Source organism: Halopiger djelfimassiliensis (assembly GCF_000455365.1).
In the GTDB taxonomy this organism is placed as follows: Archaea; Halobacteriota; Halobacteria; order Halobacteriales; family Natrialbaceae; genus Halopiger_B; species Halopiger_B djelfimassiliensis.
Genome location: NZ_HG315685.1, coordinates 775,993 through 794,146, shown reverse-complemented (window position 1 = coordinate 794,146; position 18,154 = coordinate 775,993). Strand labels below are relative to the sequence as shown.

The window sequence follows — 18,154 nt, the reverse complement described above, 5'->3', positions numbered from 1 at the left end:
TCACTCTGGTGAAGTGAGCACTGCGTGCCTCTGACAATTCTGCCCGTCACCGTAGCTCCGCCGCGAGCGTTCGGGTGCCCCGAACTCGGTCGCTCGCGGACCCACTCCCCCACTGTTGCCGTCGACTCTCACTGTTGCTACCGGTCGGTGACCAATCCATTATATCCATATATATGTGTTTATAATACCCTTAGCCATTATGGATCACCCTCTTATAGTTGTTCTCGCTATCGTGGACCATGTCACAGCCACACATGTCATCCACCGAGCGTTCGCAGGGGCTCGCCGACCCCGACGACGCGCGGTCGAACTGTGGCGTCGGCGTCGTTATGGATCTCGACGGGGAACCGGGCCACGACGTCGTCGCCGACGGGCTCGAACTGCTTCGAAACCTCGAGCACCGCGGAACGACCGGGGCGGAAAAAGACACCGGCGACGGGGCCGGGATCATGCTCCAGACGCCCGACTCGTTCTTCCGCGACGTGCTCGAGACCGAACTGCCGGACGTCTACGCCGTCGGCTCGCTCTTTCTCCCGCAGGACGATACGAGCCGCGAGACGATCGTCTCGATCGTCGAATCGACCCTCGAGACGTACGAACTGGAGGTGCTCGAGTGGCGGTCGGTGCCGACGAACAACGACGGTCTCGGGACGACGGCCGTCGAGTCCGAACCCGTCGTCCAGCAGATCGCCGTAGCCCCCGTCGACGACGTCACCGGCGATGACTTCGACCGCCGCCTCTACGTCGCTCGCCGCGCGCTCGAGAGCGCCGTCGAGAAACGCGCCCGCGAAGACGACGATCTCGACGGGATCGGTCGGTTCTACGTCTGCTCGCTCGACTCGAAGACGGTCGTCTACAAGGGGTTGCTCAAGGGCGAGCAGCTTCCCGCCTACTACCCGGATCTGACCGACGAGCGCCTCGAATCGACCTTCGTGATGGTCCACGAGCGGTTCTCGACGAACACGCTCGGTGCCTGGCACCTCGCGCATCCGTACCGGAACGTCATCCACAACGGCGAGTTCAACACTATTCGGGGCAACGTCAACTGGATGCGCGCCCGCGAAACCGATCTCGAGAGCGACGTTCTGGGGGATCTCGAGGCCGTCAAGCCGATCATCGACGACCCCGAGCAGTCCGACACCGCAAGCGTCGATAACGCTCTGGAACTCCTGTTGCAGGACGGCCGCGACCTCGCTCATGCCCTGCGGATGCTCGTCCCCGAGGCCTGGCGCGGCGACGACGAGATGGACCCGGACCGCAAGGACTGGTACGACTTCCACGCCTCGCTGGTCGAGCCCTGGGACGGCCCCGCGCTGGTCGCGGCGACCGACGGGGAACGGGTCGGGGCCGTCCTCGACCGCAACGGCCTGCGCCCGTGCCGGTACGACGTGACGACGGACAACCGACTGATCATGGCCAGCGAAGCCGGCGCGCTCGAGACCGAGCCCGGTGAAATCGAAACCCGGGGGCGTCTCGAGCCGGGGCAACTGTTCCTCGCCGACCCGAACGAAGGCCGGGTCATCCCGGACGCGGAAGTCTTCGACGACCTCACCGACGACCGTTACGGCGAGTGGGTCGAGCAGGAACAGGTCCACCTCGACGAAATCCGGCCGACCGACGACGGCTCCCCGCAGCGGGAGGTCCCCGCCCTGCGGGACTACCAGGCTGCGTTCGGGTACACTCACGACGAACTCGAGAACCTGATCGAGCCGATGACTCAGAAGGGGAAAGACCCCGTCGGCTCGATGGGCGACGACACGCCGCTGTCGGTGCTGACGGAGTTCAACCGGCCGCTGTTTTCCTACTTCAAGCAACTGTTCGCGCAGGTCACGAACCCGCCGCTGGATTACATCCGCGAGGAACAGGTCACCTCGATGGAGTCGCGGCTGGGCTACCAGCGCAACCTGCTCGACGAATCGCCGGCCCACGCCCGCCAACTCGTGCTCGACTCGCCGGTTTTGACCGATGCCGAACTCGAGGCGATCCGCGAGTGTACGGTCAACGATATTACCGCGGCGACGGTCGACATCACCTACGAGCCGACCAGCGACGAACCGGGGGTGGACCTCGAGGCCGCAATCGAACGCGTCCGGGCCGACGCTGTCGACGCCATCGAAGACGGCCACGACGTCCTCGTCCTCTCGGACCGGAACGTCGACGAGGACCGGGTCGCGATCCCGAGCCTGCTCGCGACCGGCGGCGTCCATCACCACCTCGTGCGAAACGGATTGCGCAACCACGTCGGGCTGGTCGTCGAGTCCGCCGACCCGCGGACCGTTCACCACTTCGCGACGCTGATCGGCTACGGTGCCGGCGCGGTCAACCCGTACCTCGCCTACCGGACGATAGCGGACCTTACCGCCGGTCCCGACGGGGCCGACACCGAGGTCGCAATCGACGCCTACGTCGGCGCTATCGAGGATGGGATCCGCAAGACGATGGCCAAAATGGGCATCTCGACGGTCGAGAGCTATCAGGGTGCACAGATCTTCGAGGCCGTCGGCCTCGATTCGGATCTGGTCGCGGCGTACTTCGAGGGGACGGAAAACCGCACCGAGGGCATCGGCCTCGCCGAGATCGAGCACGACCTCCGCGAACGTCACGCAACCGCCTTCGGCGACGCCGACGACGCGGCTCTCGACCGGCACGGCGAGTTCGAACACCGGTCGGACGGCGTCCACCACCAGTGGAACCCCGAGACGGTCGGGACGCTCCAGCAGGCCGTCCGCTCGAACGATTACGAGCGCTACCGTGAGTTCGCCGACGCGATCAACGACCAGAACCGGACCCTCCAGACCCTGCGGGGTCTCCTCGAGTTCGACGCCGACCGCGATCCGGTCCCGATCGAGGAGGTCGAACCGATCGCGGACATCGTCGAGCGGTTCTCCACCGCGGCGATGTCGCTTGGATCGCTCTCGCCCGAGGCCCACGAGAACAACTCGATCGCGATGAACCGGATCGGCGGCAAGTCAAACTCCGGCGAGGGCGGCGAACCGCCCGAACGGTTCGGAACGGAACGGGAGTGTACCGTCAAGCAGGTCGCTTCCGGCCGGTTCGGCGTCACCTCGACGTACCTCGCCAACGCCGAGGAACTCCAGATCAAGATGGCTCAGGGATCGAAGCCCGGCGAGGGGGGCCACCTGCCGGGCTCGAAGGTCAACGAGATGATCGCCCACGTTCGCAAGTCCACGCCGGGCGTGGGGTTGATCTCCCCGCCGCCGCTGCACGATATCTACTCGATCGAGGACCTCAAGCAGTTGATCTTCGACCTGAAGGCCGCAAACGAGGACGCCGACATCAACGTCAAACTGGTCTCGGAGGCCGGCATCGGCACGGTCGCCGCGGGCGTCGCCAAAGCAAACGCCGACGTGGTCCATATCTCGGGTCACTCCGGAGGAACGGGCGCGTCGCCGCGTACCTCGATCAAAAACGCCGGTCTCCCGTGGGAACTGGGGCTGGCCGAGGCCACTCAGATGCTCCGTGCGACCGGCCTTCGGGACCGCATCCGCGTCTCCGCCGATGGCGGTCTGAAGACCGGCCGTGACGTGGCCGTCGCCGCCCTGCTTGGAGCCGAGGAGTACGTCTTTGGCACCGCCTCGCTCGTGAGCAGCGGCTGTGTGATGGCCCGACAGTGCCACAAGAATACCTGCCCGGTCGGCGTCGCCACCCAGCGTGAGGACTTACGGAAGCGATTCCCCGGGGAACCCGAGCACGTCATCAACTACATGACCTTCATCGCGCAGGAACTGCGCGAGATCATGGCCGATCTCGGCTTCCGTACCCTCGACGACATGGTCGGCCGGGTCGACGTTCTGGCACAGCGCGACGACGTCGACCATCCGAAAGCCCGCACTGTCGACCTTTCGGCGGTGCTCGCCGAACCCGACGGCGACGTTCGCCGGAAGCTCCGCGAGCAAGACCACGAACTCGAGGATCAACTCGACCGCGATCTCATCGAGGCCGCGGCCGACGCTATCGAGGAACAGGAGCCGGTGATGCTCTCGGCCGCAGTCAGCAACGTCGATCGCGCGGTCGGTGCCATGCTTTCGAACCGGATTACCAGCCGGTACGGCGAGCCCGGCCTCCCCGAAGATACGATCACCGTCGACTTCGAGGGGACCGCCGGCCAGAGCTTCGGCGCGTTCCTCGCAAGCGGCGTCTCCATGCACCTAGACGGCAGCGCCAACGACTACGTCGGAAAGGGGCTCTCCGGCGGCAAGCTCGCGATCCGCACGCCCGAGACGGCCGCCTACGAGCCGACCGAGAACGTCTCCATCGGCAACGTCGCACTCTACGGCGCGACCGGCGGCCAACTGTACGTCAACGGGGTGGCCGGCGAACGCTTCGCCGTCCGCAACTCCGGGGCCAAGGCCGTCGTCGAGGGCGTCGGCGATCACGGCTGTGAGTACATGACCGGCGGCGTCGTCGCCGTGCTCGGCGAGACCGGCACGAACTTCGCCGCAGGTATGAGCGGCGGCGTCGCCTACGTTTACGACCCCGACGACGAGTTCGAGGCCAGGGCCAACACCGGGATGGTCTCGCTCCACGAGGACCTCGAAGAGAAAGACAGGGAGATGCTACGACGGCTCGTCGAGAACCACGTCGCCTACACGGGCTCCGAACGCGGGCAACTGCTGCTCGAGAACTGGGACCGCGCGCTCGAGTGTTTCGTGAAGGTCATGCCCGAGGCCTATTCGGCGGCGATCACCGAACAGGACTCCGACGACGTCCGCAACGAACTCCCGGGAACGCCGGAGACCGCCATTGGCACCGAATCGACGAACTTCGTCGCGAGCGACGACTGAGTCGGGTCTGCTGTTTTTCAGTCGGCCGTTCGTTCTGGACCTAGACCCCGATATCGGCCCGCCGATCCCGACGGACCTACCAAAGCGATGTGGACGATCGGGCCGCTGGCCGTGGGCCGGCACACCCCGTCACCGGAACCACAAAGACGACCCAGCTAGTCGCTTCGGGTCACCGTGGGCACCATTGGATTAGACAGCTCTAAAAATCCTATTCGATAGTAACAACTTTATGCTTTGGTGATTCACTGTGGAGTGTCTACGGATCAATGAACGTCATACGAGATAGACCCGACACGCTGGCGGAAACCAGCAGCCGTCCTGATTTCAAAACACCACCTCTCAGTGTCGTCGTAACGCGACAGGAGGGCCAGTTATGACCGGACTCTTGCTTCTCGGCGGACTGTCCAGTACACTCGGCTTTACGCTCGAGGAAGCGATCGACATCCTGCTCGTCTCGCTGCGCGACGGCTTCGTGCAGGTGAGCGCGTTCGTCGCGGCCACCGTTCTCATCTTCAGTTACGTCCAGTACCGCACGGGTGGGCGGATCGTCACCTACCTCGAAAACAACGAACGCATGCAGCCGCTTGCAGGTGCGTTACTCGGCCTTACGCCCGGCTGTGGCGGGGCGATCATTGCAATGCCCCTCTACATTCGGGGGACGGTCAGTTTCGGTACGGTCGTCGCCGCGCTCGTGGCGACGGCGGGCGACTCGGCGTTCGTCATCCTCGCGCTCGCGCCCGAAGCCGCGCTGTACGCCTACGGGATGGCGTTCGCCGCGGCCGTCGTGTTCGGGTACGCGATCGACCGCTGGGGGCTCGGCGTCGGTCGCGTCGACGATGCGGTCAGCCAGATCGGACGGCCGATGACCGACGGCGGGCTCGCGACGACGAGCGTCGCCAGCGGCGGCCCGAGTCTCCCCGAGTACGGTGACGAGTGTCACTGCAACGATCACACCCACACCGCCGATGACGGCGGCGTCATGACGACGATCAGCCACGGCGTCCACGTCCTCTGGTGGGTCGTCGCCGCAGCCGGGCTGGTCGCGGGCGTACTGTACCTCGTCCGCGGCGCGCCCGAGGTTTCGCTGGAGGTCGGTCCGACGTTCTTCGGACTGTTCACCGTCTCCGGGCTCGTCGGGACGAGCGCCTCGTTTTACCTCCACTTCGTCGGCCGCCGGTTCATCGGCGAGGGCGAGGTCGGTCGCATCCGCGACGACTTCACGAGCACCTACGAGACGTTCCAGCACGCCGCGATGGAAACCAGCATGGTCACCGTCTGGGTTATCGCGGCCTACCTCATCTACGAGTACGGCATCCTCATCACCGGGGTCGAGATCGCCACCGTCGCCGCTGCCGTGGGCGTTCTCGCACCGATCGGTGGCGCACTCCTCGGTCTTATCCCGGGCTGTGCGCCCCAGATCGTGTTCGCACAGATCTACGCCCACGGCGGTATCCCCTTCTCCGCGTTGACCGCAAACGCCATCAGTCAGGACGGCGACGCGCTCTTCCCGCTGCTGGCCTTCGACATGAAAGCCGCCATCGTCGCCACCATCTACACGACCATCCCCGCTTTGATCGCGGGCGTGGCGCTCCACTACGTCTGGCCGTACGCACAGTTCGGCTTCGGAGTACTCTGAGAAGGTTCGAGCGAGTCACGTCCCCATAGACCGTCCCGAGCACGCGGTAACCACAGTCTCTTGTGCGACCGAGATAGCGGGAGAACGACGCGGCTGTATCCGTCCGCGACGTGATCGGACGAACCCGTACACGGAACACAGCACACACTGAGTAGCGGTGAGGGTTCCACTCGGAACGGACACGTTCGGTACGCAACGAGAAGAGACAGCGTCGACGTCGAGAACAGCGGGCGGCTGTTCACTGCAGGAGCTCGACCGTCGATCCGTGACCACGACCCTGACTGACCACGTGGGACACCGTGACGACGCGTCCGGGTATCTACCACGGGGAGCGTGACACCTAGCACGATCGTTCCCGTTCGTGGTCACGGTCTATCGCATCGTGTTTCGTTTCGCTGATTGATCACCTCCGTGCTGCAACTGGTCATTCGGTACATACTAACTTAATCTTTAGCCCTGTCTAAAGATTGGCCGGTACGGAAAACGGGATCGCCCACCGGCTCCGGGGGATACCCCCCTACTCCCGGCCGAGCGTGTGAAACTCTTCGTTGGGACGCATATCTGCGAACATCGCCATCCGGTTGCTCAGGTTGTAAAAGGCCGTCACGGCCGCGATGTCCCAGATAGCTTCCTCGCTGAACCCCGCCTCGCGCAACGCTTCGAGGTCCGCCGGCTCGAGTTCGGTCGGCCGCTCGGTGAGTGTCACCGCGACGTCGAGCATCGTCCGGTGGGCCTCGCTGATATCCGCGGTGCGGTAGTTCGCGACCAACTGGTCGGCCAGCGTCGGATCCTCGGCGTAGATTCGAACGAGCGCCCCGTGAGCGACGTTACAGTAGTAACAGTGGTTGACGCCCGAGACCGCGACGACGATCATCTCGATCTCCTCGCGCTCGAGGGCCGTGTCCTCGACGAGCGCGTCGTGATACTGGAAGAACGCCCGGAAATGGGAGGGTTTGTACGCGAACGCGGCGAAGACGTTCGGCGTAAACCCGGACCGTTCCGTCTCTTCCTCGATTCGGTCCTGAAGGTCGTCGGGGAGGTCCTCGAACGCCGGCACGGGAAACCGGCCCATCGCGTCGTCGCTGAGTTCGGGATCGGTGCGTGACTCGGCGTCGGAACCGGAGTCGGACATACGTCCGAGTTCGCGAGCCGGCGTAATAATTCAGTGGTCCGGGTCGGCGGATGGATCGTCGACGACGCCGCCGGCGTCGACCGCCGCTTCGACGACGGTTTCGGCCGCCGGCACCGCGAGCAAGTGGGCCGGACAGTCGCAGTCGGAGGCTCCGAACTCGGCGACCGGCTCCCCGGGAAGCCGGCCGGCCAGTTCACACTCCCGGTCGGCGTCGGGAAACGTGACGACCGACTCGAGGCTCGTGGCGGAGTGACCGAGCACGTAATCGATGTGCCAGTGCCGGACGTCCCGCTCGCCGCACGCGAGTTCGCGGTGCCGGTCGACCCGTGCGAAGCCACCGGGGCCGAACGCACTCCCGACGTAGGCGTACGCCCCGGCGGGAAACGCGCGGTCGCCCAGTGCGCCGACCTCGATCGTCGTCGATCGCGCCACGTCCAGCACGAGAACGTAGGTTCCGCTCATACGTGGGGTTCGGTTTCGCCCCCGCAAAAGGGACCCCGGTTTCGGTCGCAGAAGCGATGTCGTTCGAGGACCGCACTCCTCGAGACGCTGGAACGACCGGATTCAGCGGGTGCGTTACTCGTCGCGGTTCCGACTCCCGGTCGGATCGCGCTCGTGGACGTGCCGACGGGTGCTCATGTCCTCGTCCCGACGGTGCCGGGCTCGCTCGTCGCTCGAGCCCCGATCGGACGTCGACCCTTCGGTCCAGTCACCCTGTTCGGATCGCCGTCCCTGCTGGCGGTACTGGAGTCCGCCGCCGGACTGCTGTCGCGGCGTCCCGTCGGTGTCCTGCTGGCCTTCGGAACCCCACCGATCACGCTGTTCCTGCTGGCCCTGTTGCTGCTGGTGGCGTCGACCTTGCTGCTGGCCACCGTGTTGCTGCTGGCCGCGCCCCTCGAACCCTTGACTTCGCTGGTGTCGTCCGGACGGAGGCTGGCCCTGTCGCCGCTGGTTCTGCTGGCCGCCCTGCGTTCCGCGCTGTCCCTGCTGGCCGCCGCGATCGGACTGCTGGCGCTGTCCCTGTTGTTGTTCGCGGTGTTGCTGGATCTCGCCTCGCGGCCATCGCTCCTGCACGCCGCGTCGCTCCCCGCCTTGCTGGCTGTACTCCTGCTGTCCTTGCTGGTGACGCTGGCCCTGCTGTCCTTGCTGGTGACGCTGGCCCTGCTGTCCTTGCTGGTGACGCTGGCCCTGCTGTCCTTGCTGGTGACGCTGGCCCTGCTGTCCTTGCTGGTGACGCTGGCCCTGCTGTCCTTGCTGGTGACGCTGGCCCTGCTGACCGCCGTGTTCCTGTTGTCGGCTTTCCCATCCTCGTCGCTGGCGCTGTTGGCCCTGCTGGCTTCGCTGTTGCCGTTGTTGTCCCTGCTGCCCGTGGCCGTACTCTCGTCGAGCCTCGCCGCCGTACTCGAGGTTCGCTTCTTCGGTGGCGTCCGTGCCGAAGTCGCGTTGCTGACTACGACCGCCCTGTTGCCCGCGCTGGCCTCGCTCTTGCCCACCGCGGTGGTGTTCGCGGCCGCCTTCGCCGCGACGGCTCCCCGAACCCATGCCTTCGGTCGTTCCTCGCTGTCCCCGTGACCCGCGTTCACGGCGCTGTCCGCGATCGCCGCTGTCGCTTCCTCGCTGGCTCAACGTTCCGCGCAGCCAGCCGCGTTGCTGGTCGCTTTCTCCCCCCTGTTCTCCGCGGTCGCTCGAGCGCTCGGTGTCCCGATTCCGTTCGTGCTCGCGTTCACGTGTCCGTCGGCTCTCGTTGCGGTCGTTCATGGCTGGAAACTGTGAGTGGTGAATCGACTGTGGAACAGTCGTCGCGCTATGCGTTCGATTACGGCACCGTGTGACCGTTCCAGCGCCGGACGCTACACCGAAGGGCAAGATAAAACATGAGCGCGCGTTAGCGTGCAGACGGCCCAGCCCGTTGCCACCGGAGATAACGTCCCGCCACGGGAGCGTCCCACGGATCAGGGACGATACTGTCGCTCCCGACGCGTTCCGCCCCGGCTCTCGAGGTCGTAGACCTGACTGGCGTCCGTCGACGGGCCGAACGCGAAAAGGCCGCGAGCGGGCTCGTACTCGTAGGTTACCCACTGGGGCAGAAACTGCGCCCCGATCAGTTTGCGGATGCTGAGCTGTTTGAGGCGAGCGTCCGGCGTCAGTCGGTCGGTCAATCGGAGATCGACGATCCCGTCGAACGCGTACTGGGTGTCCGGATCGCCGTTCGCCGTCACACAGGCAACGATCGGCACGTACCGGGCCTTACAGACGGTCGCGCGAACGTCGGTGACGAAGTTGTGGACGATGTGCCCGTCCAGAAGCGCCTCGAGTTCGTCCAGCGAGTCGATCGCCACCAGCCCGGTTTCGGTCATCTCGAGGTCGTCCAGCGCCCCGTCGAGGCTGTTTGCGACCTCCCTGACGTCGCTCGGGTCACGGACCGGCACGAGCGCGTCCGCGGCGGCTTCGCCGACGAACGTCGTCCATTCGTTTCTGGTCTCGAGGAATCCGTCCCGGTCGTCGAGCCGGTGGGTGAAACAGTCGATGACGCACAGCCGATCGTTCTCGAGGGCCGGAAGGACGTTCCAGCCGTTCTCGAAGAACCGCTCGAGCGTGCTCGTCGGCGGATTCGCGTACGCGACGATCACCGCGGGTTCGCCCCGCTCGAGCGCACGCCAGACGAGTTCCGTCATGAGTTCGCTCCGACGGGTCCCTTCGTCGCCGGACAACAGGACGAACGAATCGGCCGGGACGCCGTTCGGGATGAGAGAATCCAGCGGTTCGACCCCCGTTACGATGCGCTTGTAGGCGTCCGGATCGGGCATCTCCGAATCGGCTTCGGCGGCCTCCCGGCAGGCCGTCGAACAGAACCGCCCGCTTTCCGTCTCCGCCGGCTCTTCCGAGATCGGGTAGTGGCAGTGGTCACATTCGAGCGGATACTCCTGTGTTCGCTCCGTCCACAGTTGCTCCGTCATGACAGCGCGCCCTACCACGACGGGTAAAAAGAATCCCGTTCTCGAGCATCGTGACTGTTCGGCACGGAAACCGATCGGGCGGTCCCGTGTCGCATCGACCCGTGGGTTCGCCACCGTTTTCTCCCCGACCCTCGAGAACTGAGACGACCCATGGACAGCGCACTCGTCATCGGCGGAACGCGGTTTATCGGCCGCCACCTCGTCGAGGAGTTGCTCGCGCACGACTACGCGGTGACGATCTTCAACCGAGGGACCCACGACAACCCGTTCGAAGACGACGATCGCGTCGAACACGTCGAGGGCGACCGGACGAACGACGCCGCGCTCGAGGCCGCCGCGACCACGGTCGACCCGGATGCGGTCTTCGACTGCGTCGCCTACCGGCCCAAAGACGTCCGCGAAGCGACCCGAATCTTCGCGGACTGTGACGCGTACGTGTACATCTCCAGCGGCGCGGCGTACGGTCGCGAGGAGATCCCCAAACGGGAGGACGAAACCCCGCTCGAACCCTGTACGGCCGAGCAGGCGGTCGACGACACCCCCGAGACGTACGGCAACCGGAAAGCCGAGGGCGACCGCGCGGTGTTTGCGGCCGCCGAGGACGGCATCGACGCGATGTCCGTCCGGCCCCCGATCGTCTACGGCCCCCACGACTACACCGAACGGCTGGACTTCTGGATCGACCGCGTGAACCGCTTCGACCGCGTCATGGTGCCGGGCGACGGCACCAACGTCTGGCACCGCGTCTACGTCGAGGACGTCGCGAGCGCGCTGCGGATCGTCGCCGAACGCGGCGAGCCGGGCGAGGCCTACAACGCGGGCGACCGCCGTCTCGTCACGCTCGAGGAGATGCTCGCGTTGATCGCCGACTGTCTGGAGACGCCGGTCGACGTCGTTCACGCCGGCCCCCGCGAACTCGCGGCCGGCGGGATCGATCCCGACGACTACGTGCTCTACCGGGAGTACCCCCACATCATGGCAACCGAGAAGCTCACGGCGCTTGGCTGGGAGTCGACCCCGCTCGAGGACGCCATGGCGCGCTCGGTCGAGGCCCACCTCGAGAGCGACCGCGACGGCAGCGAACACGGACCGGACCGGGAGGACGAAGAGCGCGTGCTCGGCGTTCTCGATACGATCTGACCGCCACAGCGGCGGTTCTCGAGTCGCTGCCGGTGAGGTAGCGGAGGAAACCGTCGCTCCAACGGCCGGCGACGAGGAAAAACACGTATATTTCACTGGTGAGTCAGATGAGGTATGTTCGAGAAGTCGAAGTGGATTCGACTGCCGCGAAACGTCGTCGTCGGGAATGGCGTTCGATCGGCGGTCGTCGAGGTCGTCGACGACCTTCACTTGCAGGGTCGGCCGCTGTTCGTCACGAGTCCCACCCCGAAGGAGATCGCCGCGGACCCGATCGCGGCCGATTTCGAAGCCGCCGGCATCGACCCCGCGATCGTCACGGTCGAGTCCGCGTCGTTCGACGCCGTCGAGGCCGTCATCGAGGCCGCGGAAGCCGAGGAAGCGTCGTACCTCGTGGGTATCGGCGGTGGCAAGGCGATCGATATCACGAAGATGGCGAGCGATCATCTGAACGCCGGGTTCCTCTCGGTGCCGACGGCCGCAAGCCACGACGGCATTCTCAGCAATCGCGGCTCGGTCCCTGACGGCGATACGCGCCACAGCGTCGCCGCCGAACCGCCGCTCGCGGTCGTCGCCGACACGGAGATTCTGGCCGAGGCCCCGTGGGAGCTGACGACCGCCGGCTGTGCGGACATCATCTCGAACTACACCGCGGTCATGGACTGGCGGCTCGCGCAGCGGCTGAAAGACGTCGAATACTCCGAGTACGCCGCCGCGCTCTCGGAGATGACCGCCGAGATCCTCGTCGACAACGCCGACGTGATCCGACCCGGGCTGCAGGAGTCGGCCTGGGTCGTCACCAAGGCGCTGATGTCCTCCGGCGTCGCGATGAGCATCGCCGGATCCTCCCGACCGGCCAGCGGAGCCGAACACCTCTTCTCACACCAACTCGATCGCTTAGCGCCCGGCGCGGCCCTGCACGGCCACCAGGTCGGCGTCGGCTCGATCATGACCGCCTACCTCCACGGCGGCGACCGGGGCATCTGGCGTGACATCCGCGACGCGCTGGCGAGCATCGACGCGCCGACGACCGCGGCGGAACTGGGTCTCGACGACGAGACCGTGATCGAGGCGCTAACGACCTGTCACGAGATCCGCGATCGATACACGATCCTGGGCAACGGGATGAACGAACGGGCCGCTCGAGACGTGGCGACGAAAACGGGCGTGATCGGCTGAGAGCGACCGCCGATCCGTCAGCCCAGATCGGCCCGGTTGAACCGCCACAGACCGAGCACGGCCGGCACGACGAGCCAGGCGACGAGGATGGCGAGGGCGACTTCGGGCGCGAGGTAGGCCGGGGCCGAGGGGTCCACGTTCGCCATGAACGTCCCGATGTCGCTCGGCACGACGAGCGGGAAGGCTTTTCTGAAGGCGATCGTCGGACTGAGCATGCGGAGAAACTCGAACAGGTGATCGGAGAGCCCTAGCTCGAGCCGATTGTTCAGCACGTACTCGAGCGCGGTGACGATCGAAAGGGTCGGAAGGAGCATCATGATATTACTGACGATGTAGAATCCGATCGAGCCGGCCATCGCCCGCGACCGCGACCCCGTCGCCGCGGAGATGCTGATCGCGACCGAGACGTGCGCTAGCGTCAAGAGGACGGTCAGACCGGCGACGCCGGCGAAGACGGTCGGTTCGAGCGACGGGTACCAGAGAACCGCCGTCACCGCGCCCACGCCGAACGCAACGAGGATCACACTGGCACCGACGGCCCCCCGGGAGAGGTACTTCCCGAGGACGACGTCCCGTCGCGTGTTCGGAAGCGAAAGCAGGTACCTGATACTTCCAGACTCCCGTTCGCCGGCGATCGCGAGATACACCATCATGAGCGCGATGATCGGAATAAACGGCAGTCCGATGGTGGAGAGGTTCGACAACTGATAGACGACGTTCGGTTCCGACGTTCCGCCCCGTCCGAGGTAGAAGACAAACACCACGAGCAGCGCGTACAGCACGCTGACGATCCAGACGCTCTTCGACCGTCGGACGTCGAGGAAGTCCTTTTTCGCCACGGAGAGGACGCTCATGCCGACACCCCCGTCTCGACGTCGGCGAGACCGGCGTCGACGTCACCCTCGCCCGACTGCTCGCCGTTCGTGTAGGTGTTGAACAGCCGTTCGAGGGAGGTGTCCTCGGAAACGATGTCGAGGACGGTCGTCGCCGCACCGACCTGGGTCACGACGTCGTACTTTACGGGCGTCGTGGCACAGGAGACCGTGATCGTCGATCCGTCGACGGTCACCGAGTGGACGCCCTCGTGGTTCTCGAGGTCGGCCACGAGCGCGTCGGGGACGCGCTCGACGTCCAGCGAGATCGAGGCGTCGAAGTCGAGGTTCTCCCGCAGCGCGTCGAGGGTCCCGGTCGCGACGAGTCGGCCGTCGTTCATGATCCCGACGCGGTCGCAGACTGCCTCGACCTCGCCGAGGATGTGGCTCGAGAAGAACACGGACGTGCCGCGGTCGGCTTCGGCGGTGATGATCTCGCGCATTTCCTGCATCCCCGTGGGGTCGAGCCCCGACGACGGTTCGTCGAGGATCAAGAGGTCGGGATCCCCGACCAGCGCCATCGCGAACCCGAGCCGCTGGGCCATCCCCTTCGAGTAGCCGCCGGCCGATCGCGCCGCGGCCTCGGGTTCGAGGCCGACCCGTTCGAGGAGTTCGTCCGGATCGTCGTCGCTGTCTTTGTTGTCGATGAACCATTCGAGGTGTTCGCGGCCGGTCAGCCGTTCGTACAACGTCGCGCCTTCGGGGAGGACGCCGATGCGAGAGCGGATCGTTTGCGGCTCTCGCTGGACGTCGTGACCGAGCACCGTCGCGGAACCCTCGGTCGGGCGGACGAAATCGAGCAACAGGTTGATCGTCGTCGACTTCCCGGCCCCGTTGGGACCGAGGAACCCGAACACCTCTCCCTCTTCGACGGTCAGGTCAAGGTCGTCGACGGCGATGACGTCCTCGCCGTATCGTTTGGTCAGGGCAGTCGTTTCGATAGCGGGCATACGTGAGATAGCCCTGCCGCGGCAAATATAAGTCCTGCTGAAATTAAATCATAAAAATACTTGTAGATTGAAAGGATGTCGACGGCGGTCCGGACCGATCAAACGTGTTCGTCGAGGAAATCGGCGATCGCCGAGTAGGCCTCGATGCGATTCTCGAGCTTCGAGAAGCCGTGGCCCTCGTCCTCGAAAATCAGTTTCCGGACGGGGACGCCCTGCCGTTCGGCCTTCTCGGCGATCTGCTCGGCCTCGCCGACCGGCACGCGGGGGTCGTTCTCGCCGTGGAGAACGAACAGCGGCGCGTCGATGTTTTCGATGTTGTTGATCGGCGAAACCTCCTCGAGGAACTCGCGGTCCTCGGCGAGCGAGCCGTACTCGGCCTCGCGGAGTTCGCGCCGCCAGTCGCCGGTGTTCTCGAGGAAGGTGACGAAGTTGGCGATGCCGACGACGTCGATCCCGGCCGCCCAGAGGTCCGGATACTCGGTCAGCGCGGCGAGCACCATGAACCCGCCGTAGGAGCCGCCCTTAGCGGCGATCCGGTCGGGGTCGACCGCGGGGTGGTCCTGCAGCCACTCGACGCAAGCCCTGACGTCGGCGACCGAGTCCATCCGCTTCTCGACGTCGTCGAGCGACGCGTATTCGGCCCCGTACCCCGACGATCCCCGCACGTTCGGTTCGAAGTAGGCGTAGCCCCGATCGAGGAAGTACTGCTTGACGCTCGAGAACGACGGGCGGCGCTGGCTCTCGGGGCCGCCGTGGATGTCGACGATCACGGGCGTGTTTCCGGGCTCGTGATCGTCGGGGAGGGTGAAGAAGCCGGGCACCGAAAGGCCAGCGTGGGACTCCTCGGGAGTCCCACGAGCGGACGGGCTACGCCCGTCAACGCCGAAGCTCTCGACGTGGACCAGTTCCGATTCGTCGAACGATTCCGGCGGAATGCCGGCCGTCGGCGCGTCGGTCCACCGTTCGGCCTCGCCGGTTTCGACGTCGACGACGAAGACGTTCGTGTTCACCGCGTCGCCGGTCGTCGACAGCGCGAACCGCTCGGCGTCGGGGCCGAAACTCACGCCGCCGGAGACGCCGCCCGGCAGGTCGGGTTCGGGGAACGTCTCGAACGCGGTCGGATCGGCCGCGTCGAACTCCCCGACGGTCACCTCGGTGTACCCCTCGACGTTTTCCGAGTAGACGAACCGGCCGGTCTCGTCGTCCAGCGCGATGCCGTCGACGTTCCACTCGCCGTCGACGACGGGCTCGAGGTCGCCCGTCTCGAGGTCGAGATAGGCGAGATAGAGCGTGTCCGCCTCGCCCTCGTCGGTGACGAGATAGATCCCGTCGCCGTCGGGTGCCCAGTTTGCGCTTTGGTAGCGAACGTCGCCATCGTGGGGCGTGAGGTGCTCGAGCGATTCGGTCTCGAGGTCGAGCACGTACAGGTCCTGATCGAAGTTCGAGTAGGCCTGCGAGACCAGCAGCCGGGAGTCGTCGGGGCTCCAGCCCGACAGCGTGAGCCAGCCGTCGCCCTCGTAGACGAGCCGAGCGTCGTCGCCGGTTTCCTCGCGGCCCTGAACGTAGATGTCGAACACCGCCTCGTCGCGTCGGTTCGAGGTGAACGCGAACCGGTCGCCGTCGTGGCTCCAGCCGCCCCAGCGGTGTTTGGCGTCGGGCATCGCCGTCAGGTTCTCGATCACGCCGGTCTCGGCGTCGAGACGGTGGAGTTGCGCCCGCTCGTTGCCGCCCTCGTCCATGCCGAAGATCAGCTCCGGCCGTTCCGGCGACCACGAGGCGAAGGTCACCCGCTCGTCGTAGAAGGTCCGCTGTTCCGGCCACTCGCGCGGCCCCGCGAGCGTCCAGACCTGTGCCGTTCCGGTCGTGTTCATCAGAAACGAGAGGCGCTCGCCGTCGGGGCCGAACGACGCGCCGTAGGCGCTTCGAATGTTGAGATAGCGTTCGATATCGTAGCTACCCATACCAGCAGCGTCTCGGCTCGAGCCGGTAGTCGTTTGGGTTCCGGAGAACGACGGGCGTCGCGGAGACAACAGCGATGGCACGGTCCCTGCCTCGAGTCCCGAATCCGCCCGCCGGGCCGGCGTGGGCCGACCATCGGGCCGCGGGATCGTGGCGGGAGCGTGGGGTTACTCGCGATTACCGTTCAAGCTGCTCTCGTCGCCGTTCCAGTTTCGATCGGCGTCGTTCACGCCGGGTTCGTCGCGTCCGTCGTCGGGTTCGTCGTCGTTCCCGTCGTCAGTCTCGCTTACGACCGATCCGGGGGCGACCCGACAGCCGCAGGGACCGGCGACGGCGTCGATCGGACCGATGACCGAGACGTTCGCCACGGGCTGGCCGCATCTGGGACACGCCGGCAACGTCGGCGATTCGCCCTCGCCGGACTCGGGATCGTCGCTCATCGGATCACCCGTGTGGCGGCGCTGATTCGGCCGGACTCCGGCGGCGTGGCTGCTCGAGGAAGGCGATACGACTGCCGTGCGGGACGTTTATATCCCGGTAGAATGTACGCAATCATGGCTTCAAGCCGGGATGGCTTGGAAGCCACGCCTCGGGTGTTTGGGCACCCGGGGCATTTCGGCGCAGCCCCCTGCGTCGGATCGGAGGCGTCGCTTCCATCACTAATTGTCGCCGCGAGATGGCTTATAACTAACTACTACCGCGTGGAACGAGCGGGAGCGGTCGATCGGCGACGGCCGTTCCGGCCGCGGACTGGCTCGAATTCGAAGGTCGTGTTCTCGAGAGAGCCGCCACGAAACGGACTGGAGAGGGCCGAAAAGAGTCAGCCGAGGACGTACTCGAGGGCGGGGTAGCGCTCGATGAGTTGCTGGCCGCCGATCTCGTACCGTTCGATGTAGGCATCAAGGCCGAGGATGCGGCCGGCACCGAAGGCGGCGACGGCGAGGAACACGAGCATGTACGCGAAGTCGCCGTTGATCACGCCGTGGGCGACGTCCCAGTTCCCGAAGTAGAACAGGGCCATCATGAACGCGCCGAAGAACGCCGCGAGGCGGACGAACGCGCCGACGAGCAGTCCGAGACCGATGAACAGTTCGCCCCACGGGACGGCGACGTTCGCGAACTCGACGAACCACGGCGTCGCGGCCATCCAGGCGAACGCGTCCGCAAGCGGGTTGCCGTTGGTCGCCGCGACGTTAGCGAGGTAGCCGCCCGAACTGAACGGTTCGGCCGCGACGAGTTTCGTGAACCCGGAATAGGCGAACGCCCATCCCATCATGAGTCTAAGAGCGAGGACGAACCAGACGGAGAGGCTGTGTGCGCGGCCGCCGACCGTGTAGCCGCCGATCGTGCTTTCGAACGTGTTGCGAGCGTCGTGGGAGAGTGTGGATGCAGTCATGGTGAAGGAAAGAACTTCCTACTCCTCTAGAGGACGAGCGAGTATATAGCGCTATTTGAACAGGTGATAGCATGGATCTCGATACGTTATCGGAATATAGGTGGCGGTCACTGGTCGCGTGTGCACTCGGG

General features: G+C 65.7%; 13 protein-coding genes. 4 read left to right on the top strand and 9 right to left on the bottom strand.

Annotation, left to right across the window (positions count from 1 at the left end):
• Positions 1-239 precede the first annotated feature (239 nt).
• Positions 240-4,805, top strand: a complete 4,566-nt coding sequence (gene gltB, locus TX80_RS09735) for a glutamate synthase large subunit (protein WP_049922909.1) — start codon at positions 240-242, stop codon at positions 4,803-4,805.
• A 373-nt stretch (positions 4,806-5,178) separates the two neighbouring features.
• Positions 5,179-6,441, top strand: coding sequence for a putative manganese transporter (locus TX80_RS09730; RefSeq protein ID WP_049922908.1), 1,263 nt, complete (start codon positions 5,179-5,181; stop codon positions 6,439-6,441).
• 517 nt (positions 6,442-6,958) lie between these two features.
• On the opposite strand, the gene TX80_RS09725 is transcribed toward TX80_RS09730, so the two are convergent.
• The 4 genes from TX80_RS09725 to TX80_RS09710 all read right to left on the bottom strand — a co-directional run bounded on the left by TX80_RS09725 (position 6,959) and on the right by TX80_RS09710 (position 10,530).
• Positions 6,959-7,573 (bottom strand): peroxidase-related enzyme, encoded by a 615-nt coding sequence (locus tag TX80_RS09725; protein ID WP_049922907.1) that lies wholly within the window; start codon positions 7,571-7,573, stop codon positions 6,959-6,961.
• A 30-nt stretch (positions 7,574-7,603) separates the two neighbouring features.
• Positions 7,604-8,035, bottom strand: coding sequence for a GIY-YIG nuclease family protein (locus TX80_RS09720; protein ID WP_049922906.1), 432 nt, complete (start codon positions 8,033-8,035; stop codon positions 7,604-7,606).
• Between the two features lie 114 nt (positions 8,036-8,149).
• Positions 8,150-9,331 carry a hypothetical protein gene (locus TX80_RS19740; protein WP_230198701.1) on the bottom strand — a complete coding sequence of 394 codons (1,182 nt, stop codon included), beginning with the start codon at positions 9,329-9,331 and terminating at the stop codon, positions 8,150-8,152.
• Between the two features lie 194 nt (positions 9,332-9,525).
• Complete coding sequence (locus TX80_RS09710) at positions 9,526-10,530, bottom strand: RAD55 family ATPase (RefSeq protein WP_049922904.1); 1,005 nt, start codon at positions 10,528-10,530, stop codon at positions 9,526-9,528.
• 150 nt (positions 10,531-10,680) lie between these two features.
• On the opposite strand from TX80_RS09710, the gene TX80_RS09705 reads away from it, so the two are divergent.
• Both TX80_RS09705 and TX80_RS09700 read left to right on the top strand, forming a co-directional pair.
• On the top strand, positions 10,681-11,670 hold the full coding sequence (locus TX80_RS09705; RefSeq protein ID WP_049922903.1) for an NAD-dependent epimerase/dehydratase family protein: 990 nt from the start codon (positions 10,681-10,683) through the stop codon (positions 11,668-11,670).
• A 114-nt stretch (positions 11,671-11,784) separates the two neighbouring features.
• The gene (locus TX80_RS09700; RefSeq protein ID WP_049922902.1) at positions 11,785-12,846 is read left to right on the top strand and encodes an NAD(P)-dependent glycerol-1-phosphate dehydrogenase; all 1,062 of its coding nucleotides are present in this window, start codon (positions 11,785-11,787) and stop codon (positions 12,844-12,846) included.
• 17 nt (positions 12,847-12,863) lie between these two features.
• On the opposite strand, the gene TX80_RS09695 is transcribed toward TX80_RS09700, so the two are convergent.
• The 5 genes from TX80_RS09695 to TX80_RS09675 form a co-directional block, all read right to left on the bottom strand.
• Positions 12,864-13,700, bottom strand: coding sequence for an ABC transporter permease (locus tag TX80_RS09695; protein ID WP_049922901.1), 837 nt, complete (start codon positions 13,698-13,700; stop codon positions 12,864-12,866).
• Positions 13,697-14,668, bottom strand: a complete 972-nt coding sequence (locus TX80_RS09690; protein ID WP_049922900.1) for an ABC transporter ATP-binding protein — start codon at positions 14,666-14,668, stop codon at positions 13,697-13,699. The genes TX80_RS09695 and TX80_RS09690 overlap by 4 nt, the downstream gene beginning before the upstream one ends.
• Before the next feature lie 98 nt (positions 14,669-14,766).
• The gene (locus TX80_RS09685) at positions 14,767-16,629 is read right to left on the bottom strand and encodes a S9 family peptidase (protein ID WP_049922899.1); all 1,863 of its coding nucleotides are present in this window, start codon (positions 16,627-16,629) and stop codon (positions 14,767-14,769) included.
• 165 nt (positions 16,630-16,794) lie between these two features.
• Positions 16,795-17,067, bottom strand: coding sequence for a hypothetical protein (locus TX80_RS09680; protein ID WP_049922898.1), 273 nt, complete (start codon positions 17,065-17,067; stop codon positions 16,795-16,797).
• 380 nt (positions 17,068-17,447) lie between these two features.
• On the bottom strand, positions 17,448-18,023 hold the full coding sequence (locus tag TX80_RS09675; protein WP_049922897.1) for a DoxX family protein: 576 nt from the start codon (positions 18,021-18,023) through the stop codon (positions 17,448-17,450).
• Positions 18,024-18,154: the final 131 nt, after the last annotated feature.

What these genes read in the sequence shown, in the direction of transcription:
- gltB (WP_049922909.1), top strand. Translation starts at nt 240, where the DNA reads ATGTCACAGCCACACATGTCATCCACCGAGCGTTCGCAGGGGCTCGCC.
- TX80_RS09730 (WP_049922908.1), top strand. Translation starts at nt 5,179, where the DNA reads ATGACCGGACTCTTGCTTCTCGGCGGACTGTCCAGTACACTCGGCTTT.
- TX80_RS09725 (WP_049922907.1), bottom strand. Translation starts at nt 7,573, where the DNA reads ATGTCCGACTCCGGTTCCGACGCCGAGTCACGCACCGATCCCGAACTC.
- TX80_RS09720 (WP_049922906.1), bottom strand. Translation starts at nt 8,035, where the DNA reads ATGAGCGGAACCTACGTTCTCGTGCTGGACGTGGCGCGATCGACGACG.
- TX80_RS19740 (WP_230198701.1), bottom strand. Translation starts at nt 9,331, where the DNA reads ATGAACGACCGCAACGAGAGCCGACGGACACGTGAACGCGAGCACGAA.
- TX80_RS09710 (WP_049922904.1), bottom strand. Translation starts at nt 10,530, where the DNA reads ATGACGGAGCAACTGTGGACGGAGCGAACACAGGAGTATCCGCTCGAA.
- TX80_RS09705 (WP_049922903.1), top strand. Translation starts at nt 10,681, where the DNA reads ATGGACAGCGCACTCGTCATCGGCGGAACGCGGTTTATCGGCCGCCAC.
- TX80_RS09700 (WP_049922902.1), top strand. Translation starts at nt 11,785, where the DNA reads ATGTTCGAGAAGTCGAAGTGGATTCGACTGCCGCGAAACGTCGTCGTC.
- TX80_RS09695 (WP_049922901.1), bottom strand. Translation starts at nt 13,700, where the DNA reads ATGAGCGTCCTCTCCGTGGCGAAAAAGGACTTCCTCGACGTCCGACGG.
- TX80_RS09690 (WP_049922900.1), bottom strand. Translation starts at nt 14,668, where the DNA reads ATGCCCGCTATCGAAACGACTGCCCTGACCAAACGATACGGCGAGGAC.
- TX80_RS09685 (WP_049922899.1), bottom strand. Translation starts at nt 16,629, where the DNA reads ATGGGTAGCTACGATATCGAACGCTATCTCAACATTCGAAGCGCCTAC.
- TX80_RS09680 (WP_049922898.1), bottom strand. Translation starts at nt 17,067, where the DNA reads ATGAGCGACGATCCCGAGTCCGGCGAGGGCGAATCGCCGACGTTGCCG.
- TX80_RS09675 (WP_049922897.1), bottom strand. Translation starts at nt 18,023, where the DNA reads ATGACTGCATCCACACTCTCCCACGACGCTCGCAACACGTTCGAAAGC.